At 73.0% G+C, this 16,140-nt stretch carries 13 protein-coding genes and 3 pseudogenes; 9 read left to right on the top strand and 7 right to left on the bottom strand.

All coding sequences use genetic code 11. The features are described 5' to 3' along the window. The first annotated feature begins 105 nt into the window (after nucleotides 1-105). Entirely contained in the window at nucleotides 106-2,124 is a 2,019-nt protein-coding gene (locus XF36_RS19460; protein ID WP_060713069.1) for a protein meaA, read from the top strand. Between the two features lie 39 nt (nucleotides 2,125-2,163). On the opposite strand, the gene XF36_RS30645 is transcribed toward XF36_RS19460, so the two are convergent. The 3 genes and pseudogenes from XF36_RS30645 to XF36_RS30640 form a co-directional block, all read right to left on the bottom strand. Beyond that, nucleotides 2,164-3,318 (bottom strand): methyl-accepting chemotaxis protein, encoded by a 1,155-nt coding sequence (locus XF36_RS30645; protein WP_060713068.1) that lies wholly within the window; start codon nucleotides 3,316-3,318, stop codon nucleotides 2,164-2,166. Nucleotides 3,319-3,355: 37 nt separating this feature from the next. Then, the gene (locus XF36_RS19450; protein WP_060713067.1) at nucleotides 3,356-4,261 is read right to left on the bottom strand and encodes a transporter substrate-binding domain-containing protein; all 906 of its coding nucleotides are present in this window, start codon (nucleotides 4,259-4,261) and stop codon (nucleotides 3,356-3,358) included. 12 nt (nucleotides 4,262-4,273) lie between these two features. After that, a pseudogene (locus tag XF36_RS30640) lies at nucleotides 4,274-5,171 on the bottom strand (IS5 family transposase). 104 nt (nucleotides 5,172-5,275) lie between these two features. Here XF36_RS30640 and XF36_RS19435 point away from each other — a divergent pair. Next, nucleotides 5,276-6,498, top strand: a pseudogene (locus tag XF36_RS19435) (IS701 family transposase). A gap of 136 nt (nucleotides 6,499-6,634) precedes the next feature. Here the strand turns inward: XF36_RS19435 and XF36_RS19430 are convergent. Next, on the bottom strand, nucleotides 6,635-7,408 hold the full coding sequence (locus tag XF36_RS19430; protein ID WP_020621456.1) for an enoyl-CoA hydratase-related protein: 774 nt from the start codon (nucleotides 7,406-7,408) through the stop codon (nucleotides 6,635-6,637). Nucleotides 7,409-7,555: 147 nt separating this feature from the next. Here XF36_RS19430 and XF36_RS34370 point away from each other — a divergent pair. The 3 genes and pseudogenes from XF36_RS34370 to XF36_RS19420 form a co-directional block, all read left to right on the top strand. Continuing rightward, a pseudogene (locus XF36_RS34370) lies at nucleotides 7,556-7,615 on the top strand (hypothetical protein); the annotation flags it as partial. A gap of 86 nt (nucleotides 7,616-7,701) precedes the next feature. Next, a complete protein-coding gene (locus tag XF36_RS30635) occupies nucleotides 7,702-8,250 on the top strand; it encodes a hypothetical protein (protein WP_060713066.1) in 549 nt (182 codons plus the stop codon). Then, nucleotides 8,247-9,497, top strand: a complete 1,251-nt coding sequence (locus XF36_RS19420) for a cytochrome P450 family protein (RefSeq protein ID WP_060713065.1) — start codon at nucleotides 8,247-8,249, stop codon at nucleotides 9,495-9,497. The genes XF36_RS30635 and XF36_RS19420 overlap by 4 nt, the downstream gene beginning before the upstream one ends. Nucleotides 9,498-9,606: 109 nt before the next feature. Here XF36_RS19420 and XF36_RS19415 read toward each other — a convergent pair whose 3' ends face one another. Further along, entirely contained in the window at nucleotides 9,607-10,101 is a 495-nt protein-coding gene (locus XF36_RS19415; RefSeq protein ID WP_238589351.1) for an NUDIX domain-containing protein, read from the bottom strand. A gap of 87 nt (nucleotides 10,102-10,188) precedes the next feature. Here XF36_RS19415 and nucS point away from each other — a divergent pair, with 87 nt between their 5' ends. The 4 genes from nucS (at nucleotide 10,189) to XF36_RS19395 (ending at nucleotide 14,712) form a co-directional block, all read left to right on the top strand. Beyond that, complete coding sequence (gene nucS, locus XF36_RS19410) at nucleotides 10,189-10,848, top strand: endonuclease NucS (protein ID WP_060713063.1); 660 nt, start codon at nucleotides 10,189-10,191, stop codon at nucleotides 10,846-10,848. 62 nt (nucleotides 10,849-10,910) lie between these two features. Further along, nucleotides 10,911-12,443 carry an aldehyde dehydrogenase family protein gene (locus tag XF36_RS19405; RefSeq protein WP_060713062.1) on the top strand — a complete coding sequence of 511 codons (1,533 nt, stop codon included), beginning with the start codon at nucleotides 10,911-10,913 and terminating at the stop codon, nucleotides 12,441-12,443. A 144-nt stretch (nucleotides 12,444-12,587) separates the two neighbouring features. After that, complete coding sequence (locus tag XF36_RS19400; RefSeq protein ID WP_060713061.1) at nucleotides 12,588-14,372, top strand: 3-hydroxyacyl-CoA dehydrogenase family protein; 1,785 nt, start codon at nucleotides 12,588-12,590, stop codon at nucleotides 14,370-14,372. Nucleotides 14,373-14,472: 100 nt separating this feature from the next. Next, complete coding sequence (locus XF36_RS19395) at nucleotides 14,473-14,712, top strand: hypothetical protein (RefSeq protein WP_082375513.1); 240 nt, start codon at nucleotides 14,473-14,475, stop codon at nucleotides 14,710-14,712. Nucleotides 14,713-14,734: 22 nt separating this feature from the next. Here XF36_RS19395 and XF36_RS19390 read toward each other — a convergent pair whose 3' ends face one another. Both XF36_RS19390 and XF36_RS19385 read right to left on the bottom strand, forming a co-directional pair. Beyond that, nucleotides 14,735-15,850 (bottom strand): hypothetical protein, encoded by a 1,116-nt coding sequence (locus XF36_RS19390; protein WP_145981425.1) that lies wholly within the window; start codon nucleotides 15,848-15,850, stop codon nucleotides 14,735-14,737. Then, complete coding sequence (locus XF36_RS19385) at nucleotides 15,847-16,101, bottom strand: hypothetical protein (RefSeq protein ID WP_060713058.1); 255 nt, start codon at nucleotides 16,099-16,101, stop codon at nucleotides 15,847-15,849. Before XF36_RS19385 ends, XF36_RS19390 begins: the two co-directional genes overlap by 4 nt. Nucleotides 16,102-16,140 lie beyond the last annotated feature (39 nt).

Genomic DNA, 16,140 nt, shown 5'->3' with positions numbered 1-16,140 from the left:
TGTGACGAGGGACGACTCCGTGCCCGCCGTCGGCTACTGACGAGTAGGATCTGTCCGCATCACAGGCAGTGCCGACTGTGCTCCCGCGACGACACGGAGGTCCCGGTGCCGTACCCCACCGATCGTGAGCGCGACCGTCCGTGGGTGATCCGCACCTACGCCGGTCACTCCTCGGCGGAGAAGTCCAACGAGCTGTACCGCCGCAACCTGGCCAAGGGCCAGACGGGGCTGTCGGTGGCCTTCGACCTCCCGACCCAGACCGGCTACGACCCCGACGACGAGCTCGCCAAGGGCGAGGTCGGCAAGGTCGGCGTGCCGGTCAGCCACATCGGGGACATGCGCACCCTGTTCGAGGGGATCCCGGTCGCCGAGGCCAACACCTCGATGACGATCAACGCCCCGGCGATGTGGCTGCTCGCGCTGTACGTGGCCGTCGCCGAGGAGCAGGCGGAGCAGTCCGGTCTGGACTACGCCGAGGTTCGGGCGAAGCTCGCCGGGACGACCCAGAACGACATCGTCAAGGAGTACCTGTCGCGGGGCACCTACGTGTTCCCGCCCGGGCCCAGCCTGCGGCTGATCACCGACATGGTGGTGTGGTCGGTCGGTGAGATCCCGAAGTGGAACCCGATCAACATCTGCAGCTACCACCTGCAGGAGGCCGGGGCGACGCCGACGCAGGAGCTGGCCTACGCGCTGTCGACCGCGATCGCCGTCCTCGACTCGGTGCGCGACTCCGGGCAGGTGCCGCCGGAGAAGTTCGGCGACGTCGTCGGACGCATCTCGTTCTTCGTCAACGCCGGCATCCGGTTCGTCGAGGAGATGTGCAAGCTCCGGGCGCTGGGCCGGCTCTGGGACGAGATCACCCTCGAGCGCTACGGCGTGCAGAACCCCAAGCAGCGACGCCTGCGCTACGGCGTGCAGGTCAACTCGCTCGGGCTGACCGAGGCGCAGCCGGAGAACAACGTCCAGCGCATCGTGCTGGAGATGCTCGCCGTCACCCTGTCCCGGGACGCGCGTGCCCGCGCCGTGCAGCTGCCGGCCTGGAACGAGGCGCTCGGCCTGCCGCGGCCGTGGGACCAGCAGTGGGCGCTGCGGATGCAGCAGGTGCTGGCCTACGAGACCGACCTGCTGGAGTACGAGGACATCTTCGACGGCTCCCGGGTCGTCGAGGCGAAGGTCTCCGAGCTCGTCGAGGGCGCCCGCGCGGAGATCGACCGGGTGCAGGAGATGGGCGGGGCGGTCGCGGCCGTCGAGTCCGGCTACATGAAGGGCGAGCTGGTCAACTCCCTCGCCGCCCGGCGGCGCCGGCTGGAGTCCGGCGAGGAGGTCGTGGTCGGGGTCAACAAGTTCGACACGACCGAGCCGAGCCCGCTGCAGGCCGAGGGAGCCGACGCTATCTTCACCGTCGACCCGGCCACCGAGCGGGCCGCGGTCGAGGCGATCCGCGAGTGGCGGGCCGCGCGGGACCAGGACGCCGTCGAGGAGGCGCTGCGGGCGCTGCGCGACGCGGCCAAGACCGAGCAGAACCTGATGCAGGTCTCGATCGACTGCGCCAAGGCGGGCGTGACCACCGGCGAGTGGGCCGGGGCGCTGCGCGAGGTGTTCGGGGAGTTCCGGGCCCCGACCGGAGTGGCGGGGGCGAGCATGTCCGGCGAGGGCGCCACCGAGATCTCCGAGGTCCGCGAGCGGGTCCGCGCCACCGGCGAGGAGCTGGGCCAGCGGCTGCGCATGCTGGTCGGCAAGCCCGGCCTCGACGGCCACTCCAACGGCGCCGAGCAGGTCGCCGTGCGCGCCCGTGACGTCGGGTTCGAGGTCGTCTACCAGGGGATCCGGCTGACGCCGTCGCAGATCGTGGCGGCCGCGGTGCAGGAGGGCGTGCACGCCGTCGGGCTCTCGGTGCTGTCCGGGTCGCACCTGGAGGTCGTGCCCGCGGTCGTGCAGGGGCTGCGTGACGCCGGGGCCGGGGAGGTGCCGGTCGTCGTCGGCGGGATCATCCCGCCCGAGGACGAGAAGCGGCTGCGCGAGGGCGGGGTCGCGGCGGTGTTCACGCCGAAGAACTTCCGCCTGACCGGGATGATGGACGAGATCGTCACCCTGATCCGGGAGTCGCAGGGTCTGGGCTGACCGTGCCGGCCGGGCGGTACGCGCCGCCCGGCCGGGAGCTCAGCCCTCCTCCTTCTCGCTCCCGCGGCGGCTGAGCAGCTTGAACCCGGGTATCCCGACGATCGCCTGCCGGACCTCCTTGAGCACGTCCAGGAGTTCGTGCACGTCCGGTCCGACACGGTCCAGCGTCGTGAGGATCGGCATGATGTCGTCCTCCATGTGCTCGGTGAACCTCGGGAGCTGGTCCACCAGCCGGATCGCGGCGCGCACCTCCTCCTCGGAGAGCTCGTCGACGAAGCGCTGGGCCAGCGGCGCGGCCCGGCGGGCCAGCGGGCCGTAGAGGTCCAGCAGCTCACCGGCCTGCTCGCTGGCGCCCGCGGCCTGCCCGACGACCTCTCCGGCGCGGTCGGACACCGCCTTCGCCGCGGTGACGACACCTGTCGCGTCGGTGGTGACGGTCTCGACCCGGCCGATGAGGCCGCCGGCGCGCTCGCTGATCTCGCCGACGGTGCGGATGAGCCCGCCCGCCTCGCCGGTGACGGTGTCGACCTGCGCGAGCAGCCCGCTCGCGTTCCCGGTGACCACCGAGACCTGCTCGACGATGCCTTCTGCGTTCTGCGAGACCGTGGTGACCCGGCGGACGAGGTCGCCCGCCTCCTCGGACACCGTGGTGACCCGCCGGACCAGCTCGCCGGCCTCGTCGGAGACGGTGGTGACCCGCCGGACCAGGCCGTCGGCCTGCTCGGACACGGTGGTGACCTTGCGGACCAGGGTGTCGGCCTCGTCGGCGACCCCGCCGACCCGGGCCACCAGCTCCTCGGCGTTCCCGGCGACGCCGGTGACTCGTCCGACGAGCTCCTCGGCGTTCCCCGCGACGCCGGTGACCCGGGCGACGAGCGCCTCGGCCTGCTCGGCGACCGGGCGGATCCGGGACACGAGCCCGGTCGCCTCCTCGGCGACGGTGTCGACGGTCCCGATCAGCCCCTCGGCCCGGTCCACGACGCCGTCCACCCGGTCGAGCAGCTGCTCGGCGCGGGTCGCGATCGTGCCGATCCGGCCGACCAGCGAGCCGACCTCCTCCAGCAGCTCCCCGGCCCGCGCGGGCAGCCCGGCGACGGTCCCGGCGAGCTCGCCGGTCGCCTCGACCACCGACGCCGCGCCGGTGAGCAGGTCGGACGGGCCGGGGACGTGGATCCCCGCGATGCGCAGTGCCATGACTGGGATCCTTGCACTCCCCGGCGGCGCGCGTCGGTCACGAGTCCGGGGTGCGGGCGCAGAGCTCGTCGACGGTGAGATCGCGCGGCGGCAGGTTCGCCGCGGTGAACCCGAACGGCGCAGCGAGCTCCAGCCAGCGCCCGGACTCCTGCAACGCGGTGAGCCCACGGTCGAACTCCTCGCGGAAGGCGCTGTCGGCGGGACGGAAGGCGAACGCCCCGGCCCCGACGACCGGGCGTCCCGCGACCTCGGGGGCGAACGCGGCGGTCACCTCCAGCCCGATGCCCGCGTTGCGGCGGACCTCGTCGAGCAGCGCGATGCGGGTGAGCGCGCCGACCTGTGCGCCGCCGTTCGCGACCTCGCGCACCAGCGCTCCCTGCGAGTCGACGGTGACGATGTGGTCGGCGTGGATGCCCGCGGCGAGTGCGTACTCCTGCTCGGCGCTTCCCTCGAGCACCGCCAGCGTCGCCCCGGAGCGGCGGACCCCGGCCAGCGTCGCGACCCCGAGGGGGTTGCCGACCGGGACCACCAGGCCGGTACCCGCCACGTAGTCGGGGCGGGAGAACGCGACCTGCTGGCAGCGCAGCGCGGTGATGGTCAGCCCGACCGCGATGACGTCGAAGCGGCCGTCGAGCAGACCGGGGATGAGCTGGTCGAACCTCGTCTGGACCGCGGCCAGGCCGCTGCCGCCGAGGCCGGTGACGACCGCGCGGGCCACCTCCGGGTTCTCCCCGGTGACCCGCCCGGAGCCGTCGGTGTAGCCGAACGGGCGCTCCCCGGACAGCCCGACGACGACGTCGCCGCCGGCGCGCAGCCGCGACAGCGGGTCCGACGGCCCGCCGCAGCCGCCCAGCAGCGGCCCGGCCAGCGCGATCCCGCCGAGGGCGGCGGCCGCGCCCAGCAGACGGCGTCGGCTCAGCCGGGTGGTGGTGCGGATGTGCATGGTCCCGCGAGCCTAGGGTGTGTCTCCCAATGCGCGGAGCCAGGTGACGATTGCCTTCAGGACGGCGCCGCCGCGGAAGGTCAGGGCGAGCTTGTCGTAACGGGTGGCCAGCCCGCGCCACTGCTTGACGTGGCAGAATCCGCGCTCGACGACGTTGCGGTTTCGGTAGTCGACCGGATCGAATGCGGGCGGTCGGCCGCCGCGTGAGCCGCGTCGTTTGCGGTGTCCCTGCTGGTCAGAGGGCTCCGGAATGACAGCGATGATCCGGCGCTCGCGCAGGTGCCGGCGGATCGCGCGTGAGGAGTAGGCCTTGTCCGCGCGCACGCGTTCGGGCCGGGTCCGGGGTCGTCCCGGGCCCGGTCGGGCGATGCTCAGGTGCGCCATCAGGTGCGGAAACATTGGCGAGTCGCCGCCCTGGCCGGGGCCGAGGAGGACCACCAGCGGGCGGCCGTGCCCGTCAACGAGCTGGTGGATCTTCGTCGACAGCCCTCCGCGGGACCGTCCCAGCGCGTGATCTGCTGGTTCGGCGAGCAGATTCGTGTAGTTCGATCCGGCCCCCTGTGTCGCGCTTGAGGGTCGCGGCGTGCTGGTGGGCACGGATGATCGTGGAGTCCACGCTGACCGCCCACCCGAGCACCTCGGCGGCGTCGGCCTCGACCAGAAGAGCAGCCAGGATGTGGTCCCAGGTGCCGTCGCCGCTGTAGCGGCGGTGCCGCTTCCACAACGTCTGCCACGGCCCGAACTCGGCTGGGACGTCGCGCCAGGGAAGCCCGCACCGATACCGGTAGATGATCCCCTCGAGCACCCGGCGGTCATCGCGGAACGGGCGCCCGCGACGACCCTCGGAGGAGGGCAACAGCGGCGCCAGACGGGCCCACTGGGCATCAGTCAGGACAGCGGTGCGCGGCACCGATCAAGCATCGCGCACCCCGGTCCGCCTATTTGGGAGACACACCCTAGTACTCCAGCCGCACTTCGTGATGTGGGTCTGCGCTAGGCTTTGATCTTGTGCAGGTGGAGGAGGACCTAGAGGCGTGGGCCGGCGGCCTGGACGGGTTGTTCGGGCTGGTGGCGGGGCGGTTCTTCCGGACGGAGCCGCGGCGTCGGGCGCGGGCGTATGTGCGTGGATTGTTGGCGCCGTTGGCCGGGAAGAACGGGTGGACGCTGGCCGAGGTCGCCGGTGACACGACGCCGGACGGGATGCAGCGGCTGCTCAACTCGGCGGCTTGGGACGCCGACGGGGTCCGCGACGACCTGCGGGACTACGTCACAGAACACCTCGGCGAGCCCGGCGGGGTGCTGATCGTCGACGAGACCGGGTTCCTGAAGAAGGGGGCCAAGTCGGCCGGGGTGCAGCGCCAGTACTCCGGCACTGCGGGCCGGGTGGAGAACTGCCAGCTCGGGGTGTTCTGCGCCTATGCCAGCGGCAGGGGCCGCACGTTGATCGATCGTGAGCTTTACCTGCCCAAGTCGTGGACCGGTGATCGGGAACGTTGCCGGGCTGCGGCGGTGCCCGACGAGGTCGAGTTCGCCACCAAGACCGTGCTGGCCAAGCAGATGCTCGGCCGGGCCCTCGACGCTGGTGTCCCGGCGTCGTGGGTGGCTGCGGACGAGGCCTACGGTCAGGACTACAAGTTCCGCTCCTGGTGCGAGAAGCGCCGGATCGGCTACGTCGTCGCCGTGCCCCGCAGTCAGTCGATCCCGCTCTCGCTCGAGGCTGACATCGCCGGGCTGGCCGGGTCACGACGCGCCGACGACCTGGTCGCTCGCGCGCCGGAGCAGGCGTGGAAGCGCCGCTCGGCGGGGGACGGGGCGAAGGGTGAGCGGCTCTACGACTGGGCCGTGGCCAGCCTGTCTCCGCCACCGGAGGCGCCCGCCGGGTGGGGGCGCTGGCTGCTGGTGCGCCGTCAATCCTCACCGACACCCAGATCGCCGCCGGTGACGAGCCGGAGTTGGCCTACTACCTGTGCGCAGGCCCGCCCGGCACCAGTGACGACGACCTCATCCGGGTCGCCGGCGCCCGGTGGGCGATCGAGGAGTGCTTCCAGACCGCGAAGAACGAGGTCGGGCTCGACCAGTACCAGGTGCGGCGTTACGACGCCTGGTACCGCCACATCACCCTGGCCATGCTCGCCCACGCCTACCTCTCGGTCACCGCGGCGATCGCCCCAAAAGACCTGGCAGCGGGCTCATCCCGCTCACCCTCGCCGAGATCCGACGTCTCCTGGCATCTCTGATCCACATCCCCGCCCGCACCGTGGGCTGGGCCTGGTCGACCTGGCGTCGCCGTCACCAACACCGAGCCCGCGAAAGCCACTACCGACGACGAAGACAGCCCAGCTAACGAAGTGCGGCTGGAGTACTAGGTGCCGATCAGTCGGTCCACTGCGGGGCCCGCTTCTCCAGGAACGACGCCATGCCCTCGCGGGCGCCTCCGGACTGCGACATCGACGCCATCACCTCGGCCGCGACGGCGTAGGCGTCGGCCTCGGGACGGTCGAGCTGGGCGTAGAGGGTCTGCTTGCCGACGGCCTTGGACAGCCTGCTGCCCCGGGTCGCGCGGGCGAGCAGCTCGTCCACGCGGGCGTCGAGGTCGTCGTCGGGGACGGCGTAGTTGACCAGACCCCAGTCGGCGGCGGTGGCCGCGTCGATCGGGTCCCCGGTCAGGGCCAGCTCCATCAGCCGTTTGCGGCCGATGTTCCGCGCGACCGGGACGGCCGGGGTGTGGCAGAACCAGCCGCCCTTGCCGCCGGGCAGCGCGAACGTCGCGGACTCCGCGGCGACGGCGAGGTCGCAGGACGCGACGAGCTGGCAGCCCGCCGCCCAGGCCGTCGCGTGCACCCGGGCGATCACGACCTGGGGCACCGACTGGACGGTGTGCATGACCGTGGTGCACAGCCGCAGCAGGGTGCGCACCCCGGCGAGGTCGCGCTCGGCGACGTCGCCGAAGTCGTGGCCGGAGGAGAACGCCTTGCCCTCCCCGGCCAGCACGATCCCGGTCGCGTCGCTGCGTCCCGCGCTCTCGAACGCGTCCAGCAGCTCCCGCAGGTGGCCCTCGGTGAGGGAGTTGCGTCGCTGCGGGCGGTTCATCGTGATCCGGACCGTGTCGCCGTCCTGCTTGACCAGCAGGTGCTCGTAGTCGGTCATGCGGGGAACGGTAGCCCGGAATCCGCTCGCCGCCGAGACCCCGGCGCGCTACCGTGACCCTGTGACCGGATTCGTCGATCCAGTCATGGAGCACGGAGGGGGGCGGTGGCGGTATCGGACGGACCGGGTGCGGAGGACACCGCCCGGATGGAACGGGTGCTCGACGCGGCGGGCGAGCTGCTCGTGCGGCAGGGCTACCGGCGGGTGACCGTCGAGGACGTCGCGCGCCGGGCCGGTATCGGCAGGGCACCGTCTACCTGCACGTCCGCACCAAGGGCGCGCTGTTCCTCACCGTGCTGCTGCGGGCGCAGCGGCGGCTCTTCGCCGACCGGATGCTCGTCGAACCGGTGGTCGCGCGGCCCTGGGGGATGTCGCGGATGTTCTATCTGCGGCTGGCGGAGGACGACGTCGCACGGGCCCTCGACCGGGGCGACGACGAGGTCCTCGGCCGGCTCGCGCACGAGGCCGCCGGGGCGCTCGAGGGACTCGGGCGCCACCACGACGGCGCCATCCGGGAGCACTTCCTACTGCTGCGCGCCGCCGGTCTCGTCGACGACGACCTGCCCGTCGACGAGCAGATCCACGTGTGGGGCGCGGCATCCCCGGGGTTCCTCCCCGACGGCCCGGGTGGCACGTTCGCGCCGTCCGGGCCCGAGCACACCGCCGCCCTGATCGAGCACGGCCTGTCCCGGCTGCTGGCCGGGCCCGCCCCCGCGGCCGGCGCCGCGGGCGTCGCGGCGGAGGTCGCCGCGCTGTACCGACCGCTCGTCGACCACATCGACGAGGAGTGGAGACGACGCGTCCGCCGACCCGAGCGCGTGAGAGAGGCAGTGGTGAGATGACCGCACCGAGCACTCCCGGTGGAGCCGTGGACCTGATGGACCCGGCCGTGACCACCGACCCGAACGCGGCCTACGGGCGGCTGCGCGAACAGGCCCCGACCGCGACCGTGACGATGATGGGCAGCCCGCCCGCCGTCCTGGCCACCCGCTACGACGACGTCCGCACCGTCCTGACCGATCCGCGTTTCGTGACCGACCCGGCGCTGGCCGGCGGGCCGGACAACCGCGAGATGATCATGGAGCAGATGGGGGTCCCCGCCGACGTCGCCGACTACCTGCTGCGCACCATCCTCACCGTCGACGGTGCGGAGCACACCCGGCTGCGCAGGCTGGTGTCGCGGGCGTTCACCGTGCGGCGGGTCGCGGCGCTGCGCCCGCGGGTCGAGGAGATCACCGCCGCACTGCTCGACCAGGTCGCGGCCGCCGGGGCCGGCGGGGCACCGGTCGACCTGGTGGAGACGCTGGCCTACCCGCTGCCGATCACGGTGATCTGCGAGCTCGTCGGGGTGCCGGAGGCCGATCGCGCGCAGTGGCACGAATGGGGCGAGATCCTCACGACGATGGACCGCGAGCGGACCGGACCCGCGCTGCGGGCGGCGATCGCGCACGTGCACGCCCTCGTCGACGCCCGCCGGACAGAGCCGGCCGACGACCTGATCAGCGCGCTCGTCGCCGCGCAGGAGGAGGACGGCGACCGGCTCTCGGACCGCGAGATGGTCACGATGATCTTCGCGATCGTCATGGCCGGGCACGAGACGACCGCGCACCTGCTCAGCAACGGCGCGCTGGCGCTGCTCGGTGCCCCCGACCAGCTCGCCGCGCTGCGGGCCGACCCGGCGGGCTGGCCCGCTGCGGTGAACGAGCTGATGCGGGCCCGCGGCCCGGTGCAGTTCACCCAGCTCCGCTACCCGACCGTCGACGTCGAGCTGGGCGGCACCGCGATCCCGGCCGGGACCCCGGTGATCGCCGGGCTGCTCCCGGCCAACCACGATCCGCGGGCCTTCGACCGTCCCGAGGATCTGGACCTCGCCCGTCCGACCGGCCGCGGCGAGGGGCACGTCGGGTTCGGGCAGGGCGCGCACTACTGCCTGGGCGCCGCGCTGGCCCGCCAGGAGGGCGAGGTGGGGCTGCGGATGCTGTTCGAACGGTTCCCCGGCCTGCGCCTCGCCGTGCCCGCCGAGGAGGTCGTGTGGCTGCCCCGCCCCGGGTTCAGCCGGGTCGCGGCGCTGCCGGTGCGTGTCGGGTGATCCCCGGGTGATCGCCGGGAGTGGAGCCCATGGTGTAGCCGACCGCACCCGGCGCTCCACTCCCGGCGATCATGGAGCGGCGACCACGAACGGCGGCCGTGGGCGCCGGTCAGGTGCCCGCGTCGTGCAGGGTGAGCAGGGCCCAGGCGGCGAGTGACTGGGCGTCGGTGAGCGCGCCGCGGCGGATCATCGCCGTCAGCTCGGCGGTGGTGAACCAGGCGGCGCGCATGTCCTGCTCGGAGTGCTCACGGCGCGGCGGCCCCGCGGTCAGCCCGGTCGCGAGGTAGACGTTCCCGCGCTGGCTGGACATGCCCGGCGCGCAGTCGAGCGTGCCGAGCAGGGTCATGTGCTCCGCGGCCAGCCCGGTCTCCTCGACGAGCTCACGCACCGCCAGCTCGGCCGGGTCCTGGTCGGCCCGGTCGGGCGCGGTGCCCGCCGGGAATTCCCAGCGGCGGCCGCCCACCGGGTAGCGGTACTGCTCCACGAGGTGCAGGCGGCCGTCGTCGTCGCGGGGGATCACCAGGGCATAGGTGGGCTTGTCGACGATGCCGTAGAGCCCTTCGGTGCCGTCCGGGAGCCGGATGCCGTCCTCGCGGACGCTCATCCAGTCGTTGGCGTACACCTGCCGGGTCGAGGTCTGCTCGATCACCCGCCCAGGGTGATCCATCCGCTCGGCCCTACAGTGAGGCGGGTGCGTCTCGTCATCGCCCGCTGCCAGGTGGACTACGTCGGACGGCTGACCGCCCATCTGCCCATGGCCCCCCGGTTGCTGCTGGTCAAACGGGACGGCTCGGTGAGCATCCACGCCGACGACCGTGCCTACAAGCCGCTCAACTGGATGTCCCCACCGTGCTGGCTCACTGAGGAGCCCGGTGTGTGGACGGTGCGCAACAAGGCCGACGAGTCGCTGGTCATCACCATCGACGAGGTGCTGCACGACTCCAGCCACGAGCTGGGCGTCGACCCGGGCCTGGTCAAGGACGGCGTCGAGGCGCACCTGCAGGAGCTGCTCGCCGCGCACCCGGAGACCTTCGGGGAGGGCCACACCCTGGTCCGGCGCGAGTACATGACCGCGGTCGGCCCGGTCGACCTGCTGCTGCGCGACGGGAGCGGCGCGCACGTCGCGGTCGAGGTGAAGCGCCGCGGCGAGATCGACGGCGTCGAGCAGCTCACCCGGTACCTGGAGCTGATGAACCGCGACCCGCTGCTCGCGCCGGTCGAGGGGGTGTTCGCGGCCCAGCAGATCAAGCCGCAGGCCCGCACGCTGGCCGTGGACCGCGGGATCCGCTGCGTGACCGTCGACTACGACGCGCTGCGGGGCATGGCGCGCGACGACCTGCTTCTGTTCTGAGGCGGCCCCGCCGGGCCAGCGCGGGCCCGGCCGGGCCTTGCCGCGGCGTCTAGCCTGGTCACGTGAGTGCCACCGCCGCTGACTCCACCCCTACGACGGCCGCCGTCCCCGCTTCCGGGGACTTCGCGTCGCTCTCGCCCCGTACCGGCGAGGAGCTGGCCCGCTACCCCGTGCACGACGGCGAGCACGTCCGCGCCCGGGTCCGGGACGCCGCCGAGGCCGCCGTCTGGTGGGACGGGCTCGGCTTCGACGAGCGCCGCCGCAGGCTCGCGGCGTGGAAGAAGGTGCTGGTCGCGCAGCTGGACCGGGTCGCGGGCGTCGTCGCCGCCGAGACCGGCAAGCCGCTCGACGACGCCCGACTCGAGGTCGTGCTCGCCATCGACCACCTGGACTGGGCCTCGGCGAACGCGAAAAAGGTGCTCGGGCGGCGCTCGGTGTCCCCGGGCCTGCTGATGGCGAACCAGGCTGCGTCGGTGGCGTACCGGCCGCTGGGCGTCGTCGGCGTCATCGGGCCGTGGAACTACCCGTTCTTCACGCCGATGGGCTCGATCGCCTACGCGCTGGCCGCCGGCAACACCGTGGTGTTCAAGCCCTCGGAGCTGACCCCGGGCGTCGGGCACGAGATCGCCCGCACGCTCGCCGAGGCGGTCCCCGAGGTGGGCCGGTACCCGCTGCTGACCGTCGTCACCGGGTTCGGGCCGACCGGCGCCGAGCTGTGCCGCGCCCCCGGCATCGGCAAGATCGCGTTCACCGGGTCCGCCGCGACCGGGCGCCGGGTGATGGCCGCCTGCGCGGAGAACCTGGTGCCGGTGCTCATGGAGTGCGGCGGCAAGGACCCGCTGATCGTCGACGCCGATGCCGATCTCGACGGCGCCGCGGACGCCGCCGTCTGGGGCGGGATGTCCAACGCGGGGCAGACCTGCGTCGGGGTGGAGCGGGTCTACGTCGTCGAATCCGTCGCGGGCCGGTTCCTGGAGAAGGTGCGGGCCGCGGCGTCGGCGCTGCAGGTCGGCACCGCCACGAACGAGGGCGACCTCGGGCCGATGACGATGCCGTCGCAGACCGAGATCGTGCGCCGGCACGTCACCGACGCCCTGGAACGCGGCGGCCGCGCGATCGTCGGTGGCGCCGACTCGGTGCCCGCCCAGGGCGGGTCGATCTCCCCGGTCGTCATCGCCGACGTGCCCGAGGACTCCGTCGCGGTCACCGAGGAGACCTTCGGCCCGCTCGTCGTGGTCAACCGGGTGCCCGACGTCGACGAAGCGGTCCGCCGTGCCAACGCCACCGGATACGGCCTCGGCGCGACGGTGTTCTCCGCGAAGCGCGGGGAGCAGATCGCGCAGCGGCTGCGCTGCGGCATGGTCTCGATCAACGGCGTGATCTCCTTCGCCGGGATCCCGTCGCTGCCCTTCGGCGGGGTGGGGGAGTCCGGCTTCGGCCGCATCCACGGCGCCGACGGGCTGCGCGAGTTCACCCGCGCCCAGTCGATCGCCCGGCAGCGGTTCGGGATGCCGATCGTGGTCACCAGCTTCAAACGGACCGCGCGCACGATGCAGACGCTCGTCGGGATCGTGAAGGCCCGGCACGGGCGCTGAGGCGTCCTTACTCCCCCGACGACCAGGGCCCTTCCCGCACGGCGGGGTGGTCCTGGTCGCATGTTACCCACTGGTAGCACCTCTGGATGACAGGATCGGCGCCGACGCGGAAGACAAGGTTGTCGAATCGGTGGAGGTTGCAGCGTGGCACGTGAGTTCCGGACCGTCGGAGTGGTCGGCCTCGGCACGATGGGGGCAGGCATCGTCGAGGTGTTCGCCCGCAACGGTCTCGATGTGATCGCCGTCGAGGTGGACGACACCGCGGGGGAGCGCGGCAGAGCCCATCTCGCGGCCTCGACCGACCGCGCCATCGAGCGCGGCAAGCTCACCCGGGAGCAGGCCGACGAGCTCCTCGGTCGCATCACCGTGACCACCACCCTGGCCGACCTGGCACCGGCGCAGCTGGTCGTCGAGGCCATCCCGGAGAGCCTGGACGCCAAGACCGCGCTGCTGGCCGAGGTCGACAAGGTCGTCGCCGAGGACGCCATCCTCGCCTCGAACACCTCGTCGCTGTCGGTCACCGAGCTGGCCGTGCGCACCACGCGCCCGGGCAAGGTCGTCGGGATGCACTTCTTCAACCCGGCGCCGGTCCAGAAGCTGGTCGAGGTCGTGCGGACCGTCGTCACCGAGCCCGACGTCATCTCCGACGTCCAGGCGTTCGCCGACTCCCTCGGGAAGGTCCCGGTCGTCATCGGCGACCGCGCGGGCTTCATCGCCAACGCGCTGCTGTTCGGCTACCTCAACCATGCCGCGAAGATGTACGCCGAGCGCTACGCCAGCCGCGAGGACCTCGACGCCGGCATGCGCTACGGCTGCGGCTACCCGATGGGCCCGCTGGCCCTGCTCGACCTCATCGGCCTGGACACCGCCTACGAGATCCTCGAGACGATGTACGGCGAGTCGCGCAACCTGATGCACGCGCCGAACCCGGTGTTCAAGCAGATGATCACCGCGGGCCTGCTCGGCCGGAAGACCGGGCGCGGCTTCTACACCTACTCCGCACCGCACAGCTCCACCGTCGTCGCCGACGGGGAGACCCCGGCCTCGGCCGTTCCCGCGGACGTGACCCTGCGCGACGTGGCGCGGGTCGGCGTGGTCGGCACCGGCACGATGGCCTCGGGCATCGTCGAGGTGTTCGCCAAGGCCGGCTACGACGTCGTCGTCCGCGGCCGCAGCGACTCCAAGGTCGAGGGCTCGGTCGCGCTGGTCCGCAAGTCCCTGGACAAGGCGGTCGCCCGCGGGAAGCTGGACGAGGCCGGCCGCGACGCCGTCCTCGCCCGGATCAGCGGCACCACCGCGCTGGAGGACATGGCCGACGTCGACCTGGTCGTCGAGGCCGTCGCCGAGGAGCTCGGCGTCAAGCGGGCGATGTTCGGCGCGCTCGACGAGATCTGCAAGCCCGGTGCCATCCTCGCGACGACGACCTCCTCGTTGCCCGTCGTCGAGTGTGCCGCGGTCACCCAGCGTCCGGGCGACGTGATCGGCATGCACTTCTTCAACCCGGCGCCGGTGATGAAGCTGGTCGAGGTCGTGTCCACGATCGGCACCTCGCGCGACGTGGCGGCCACCGTCCTCGACGTGTGCCAGAAGCTCAAGAAGGTGCCGGTGAGCTGCGGCGACCGGGCCGGGTTCATCGTCAACGCGCTGCTGTTCCCGTACCTGAACGACGCGGTGAAGATGCTGGAGGCCCACTACGCCACCGCCGACGACATCGACGCCGCGATGAAGACCGGTTGCGCGCTGCCGATGGGCCCGTTCGAGCTGCTCGACGTCGTCGGGCTCGACGTGTCGCTGGCGATCGAGAAGTCGCTGCACGCGGAGTTCCACCAGGCCGGGTTCGCCCCGGCGCCGCTGCTGGAGCACCTGGTGACCGCGGGCCGCCTCGGGCGTAAGACCGGTCACGGCTTCCGGGACTACACCAAGCGGTAGCGCTTGCGACACTGGTCGCATGGCTCGTGGACGCGGCAGACGGCCCCGCCCCTCGGAACGAGGGCGGGGCCGTCCCGTCGCGCCACCGCTGGGCAGCGGCATGACGACCGACCTGGAGAGCGGCCGCGACGGCGAGCACTACGTCCGCCGGGTGCCGGGCGGCACCACGGTGAAGCACTACCGGTGCCCCGGCTGCGACCAGCTGCTGCCCTCGGGGATGCCCCACGTGGTGACCTGGCCCGCCGACGACGGCCGCGGCGTCGTCGAGGAGCGGCGGCACTGGCACCTGCCGTGCTGGAACGCGCGGGACCGTCGTCGCGCGGGGTTCCGGCGGCACTGAGCCGAGCGGGGCCGACCCCGGGTCAGCGGGTGCGTGCGGCGCGCTTGCCGCCGCTGTAGCCGCTGCGGGCCCGCGGCGAGGGCCGGGGGCGGCCGGATCCGGACGACCCGCTGCCCGTCGAGCCGGTCGGGGACACCGACCCGTCCTCCGCGGTCGCGGCGGAGCGGCGCTCCCGCGCCGCGACGGCCTCCTCGACCGTGCGGGGTGCGGCCGCCGGGGTGTCGGCGGAACCCGACGCGGGGGCCCCGGAGGTGCCGGTCTCGGCTGCCCCGGACCCCGCAGGGGCCTGCTCGGCGGGCAGCCGGTCGACCGAGGACCGCTCGGCGGGCGGCTGGTCGACGGGCAGGTCGGCCAGGTCCGGGCCGGCGTCGAGGTCGTCGACGCCGGACTCGATGAGCGCGCGGGCGGCGCGCAGCTGCTCGGTCAGCCGGGCGCGCAACCCGGTGAGCTGATCGACACGGTGCTGCGCCGCCTCGATGGTCTCCTGGGCGTCGCGGAGGGCGTCGGAGCGGATCTTCTCGCCGTCGGCGCGGGCCTGGTCGATGTCGTGGCGGATGCGCTCGGCGGCCTCGCGTTCCCGGCGGGAGAGGTCGGCCTCCAGCGCGTCGCGCTCGGCGAACAGGGAGTTCAGGGCCTCGGTGCGGCGCTGGTCCATCGCGATCCGGAAGTCGTGCTCGACCTGTTCGCGGTTCTCGCGCGCGTCGGTGTCGGCCCGGGTGATGCGGTCGGTGACGGCACGCTCGGCCTCGGCGAGCTCGTGCTCGGTGGTGCTGCGCTTCTCGGTCAGGGTGCGCTCGGCCGTCGACCGCTGCTCGGCCAGCTCCGCCTCGGTGGTGCGGCGCTGATCGGCGAGATCGGTCTCGGTGCGCTCGCGCAGCTCGGCCAGCTCCCGCTCCACCCGGGTCTGCTTCTCGTCGACGGCGCGGTCGAGCGCGGCGGCGCGGTCGGCGGCCTCCTCGGCCTGGGACCGGGCCTGGGTGACTGTCTGCTCGGCGCGGGCCCGGGCGTCGTCGAGGACGGCGCGGGCGTGCTTGTCGGCCTGCCTGCGCTGCGCGGCGATGTCGCGGCCGGCCGAGGCGTGCATCTCGGCGACCTCGTCCTCGGCCAGGCGCAGCATCGAGCGGAGCCGCTCGCTCATGCCCTGCACGCTCTGCGGGGGCCGGCGAGCCGGTTGACCTGCTGCTGCATCGCCTCGGCGCGGGTGCGGGCGTCGTCGAGCTCGCGGCTCAGCCGGGTGTTCTGGGCGACCGCGGCGTCCCGGTCGGCGGCCAGCATGCGGACCTCGGCGTCGAGCCGGCGCAGGTGGCCGTCGACCTGCGCCTGGTCGTAGCCCCGGCGCGCGATCGAGAAACCGGTCCGGGGTACGGGCACATCGTGGTCACCGGCCATGTCGTTCACCGTACCGCCGCGAATGTTCCACAGCCGTGA

The sequence above is a fragment of the Pseudonocardia sp. HH130629-09 genome (genome assembly GCF_001294645.1).
GTDB lineage: Bacteria > Actinomycetota > Actinomycetes > Mycobacteriales > Pseudonocardiaceae > Pseudonocardia.
The sequence above is the reverse complement of the archived record's forward strand: the minus strand, read 5'-3'. Positions and strand labels throughout refer to the sequence as shown.

What these genes read in the sequence shown, in the direction of transcription:
- XF36_RS19390 (WP_145981425.1), bottom strand. Translation starts at nt 15,850, where the DNA reads ATGAGCGAGCGGCTCCGCTCGATGCTGCGCCTGGCCGAGGACGAGGTC.
- XF36_RS19430 (WP_020621456.1), bottom strand. Translation starts at nt 7,408, where the DNA reads ATGACCGACTACGAGCACCTGCTGGTCAAGCAGGACGGCGACACGGTC.
- XF36_RS19385 (WP_060713058.1), bottom strand. Translation starts at nt 16,101, where the DNA reads ATGGCCGGTGACCACGATGTGCCCGTACCCCGGACCGGTTTCTCGATC.
- XF36_RS19420 (WP_060713065.1), top strand. Translation starts at nt 8,247, where the DNA reads ATGACCGCACCGAGCACTCCCGGTGGAGCCGTGGACCTGATGGACCCG.
- XF36_RS19415 (WP_238589351.1), bottom strand. Translation starts at nt 10,101, where the DNA reads ATGAGCGTCCGCGAGGACGGCATCCGGCTCCCGGACGGCACCGAAGGG.
- XF36_RS19395 (WP_082375513.1), top strand. Translation starts at nt 14,473, where the DNA reads ATGACGACCGACCTGGAGAGCGGCCGCGACGGCGAGCACTACGTCCGC.
- XF36_RS30645 (WP_060713068.1), bottom strand. Translation starts at nt 3,318, where the DNA reads ATGGCACTGCGCATCGCGGGGATCCACGTCCCCGGCCCGTCCGACCTG.
- XF36_RS19450 (WP_060713067.1), bottom strand. Translation starts at nt 4,261, where the DNA reads ATGCACATCCGCACCACCACCCGGCTGAGCCGACGCCGTCTGCTGGGC.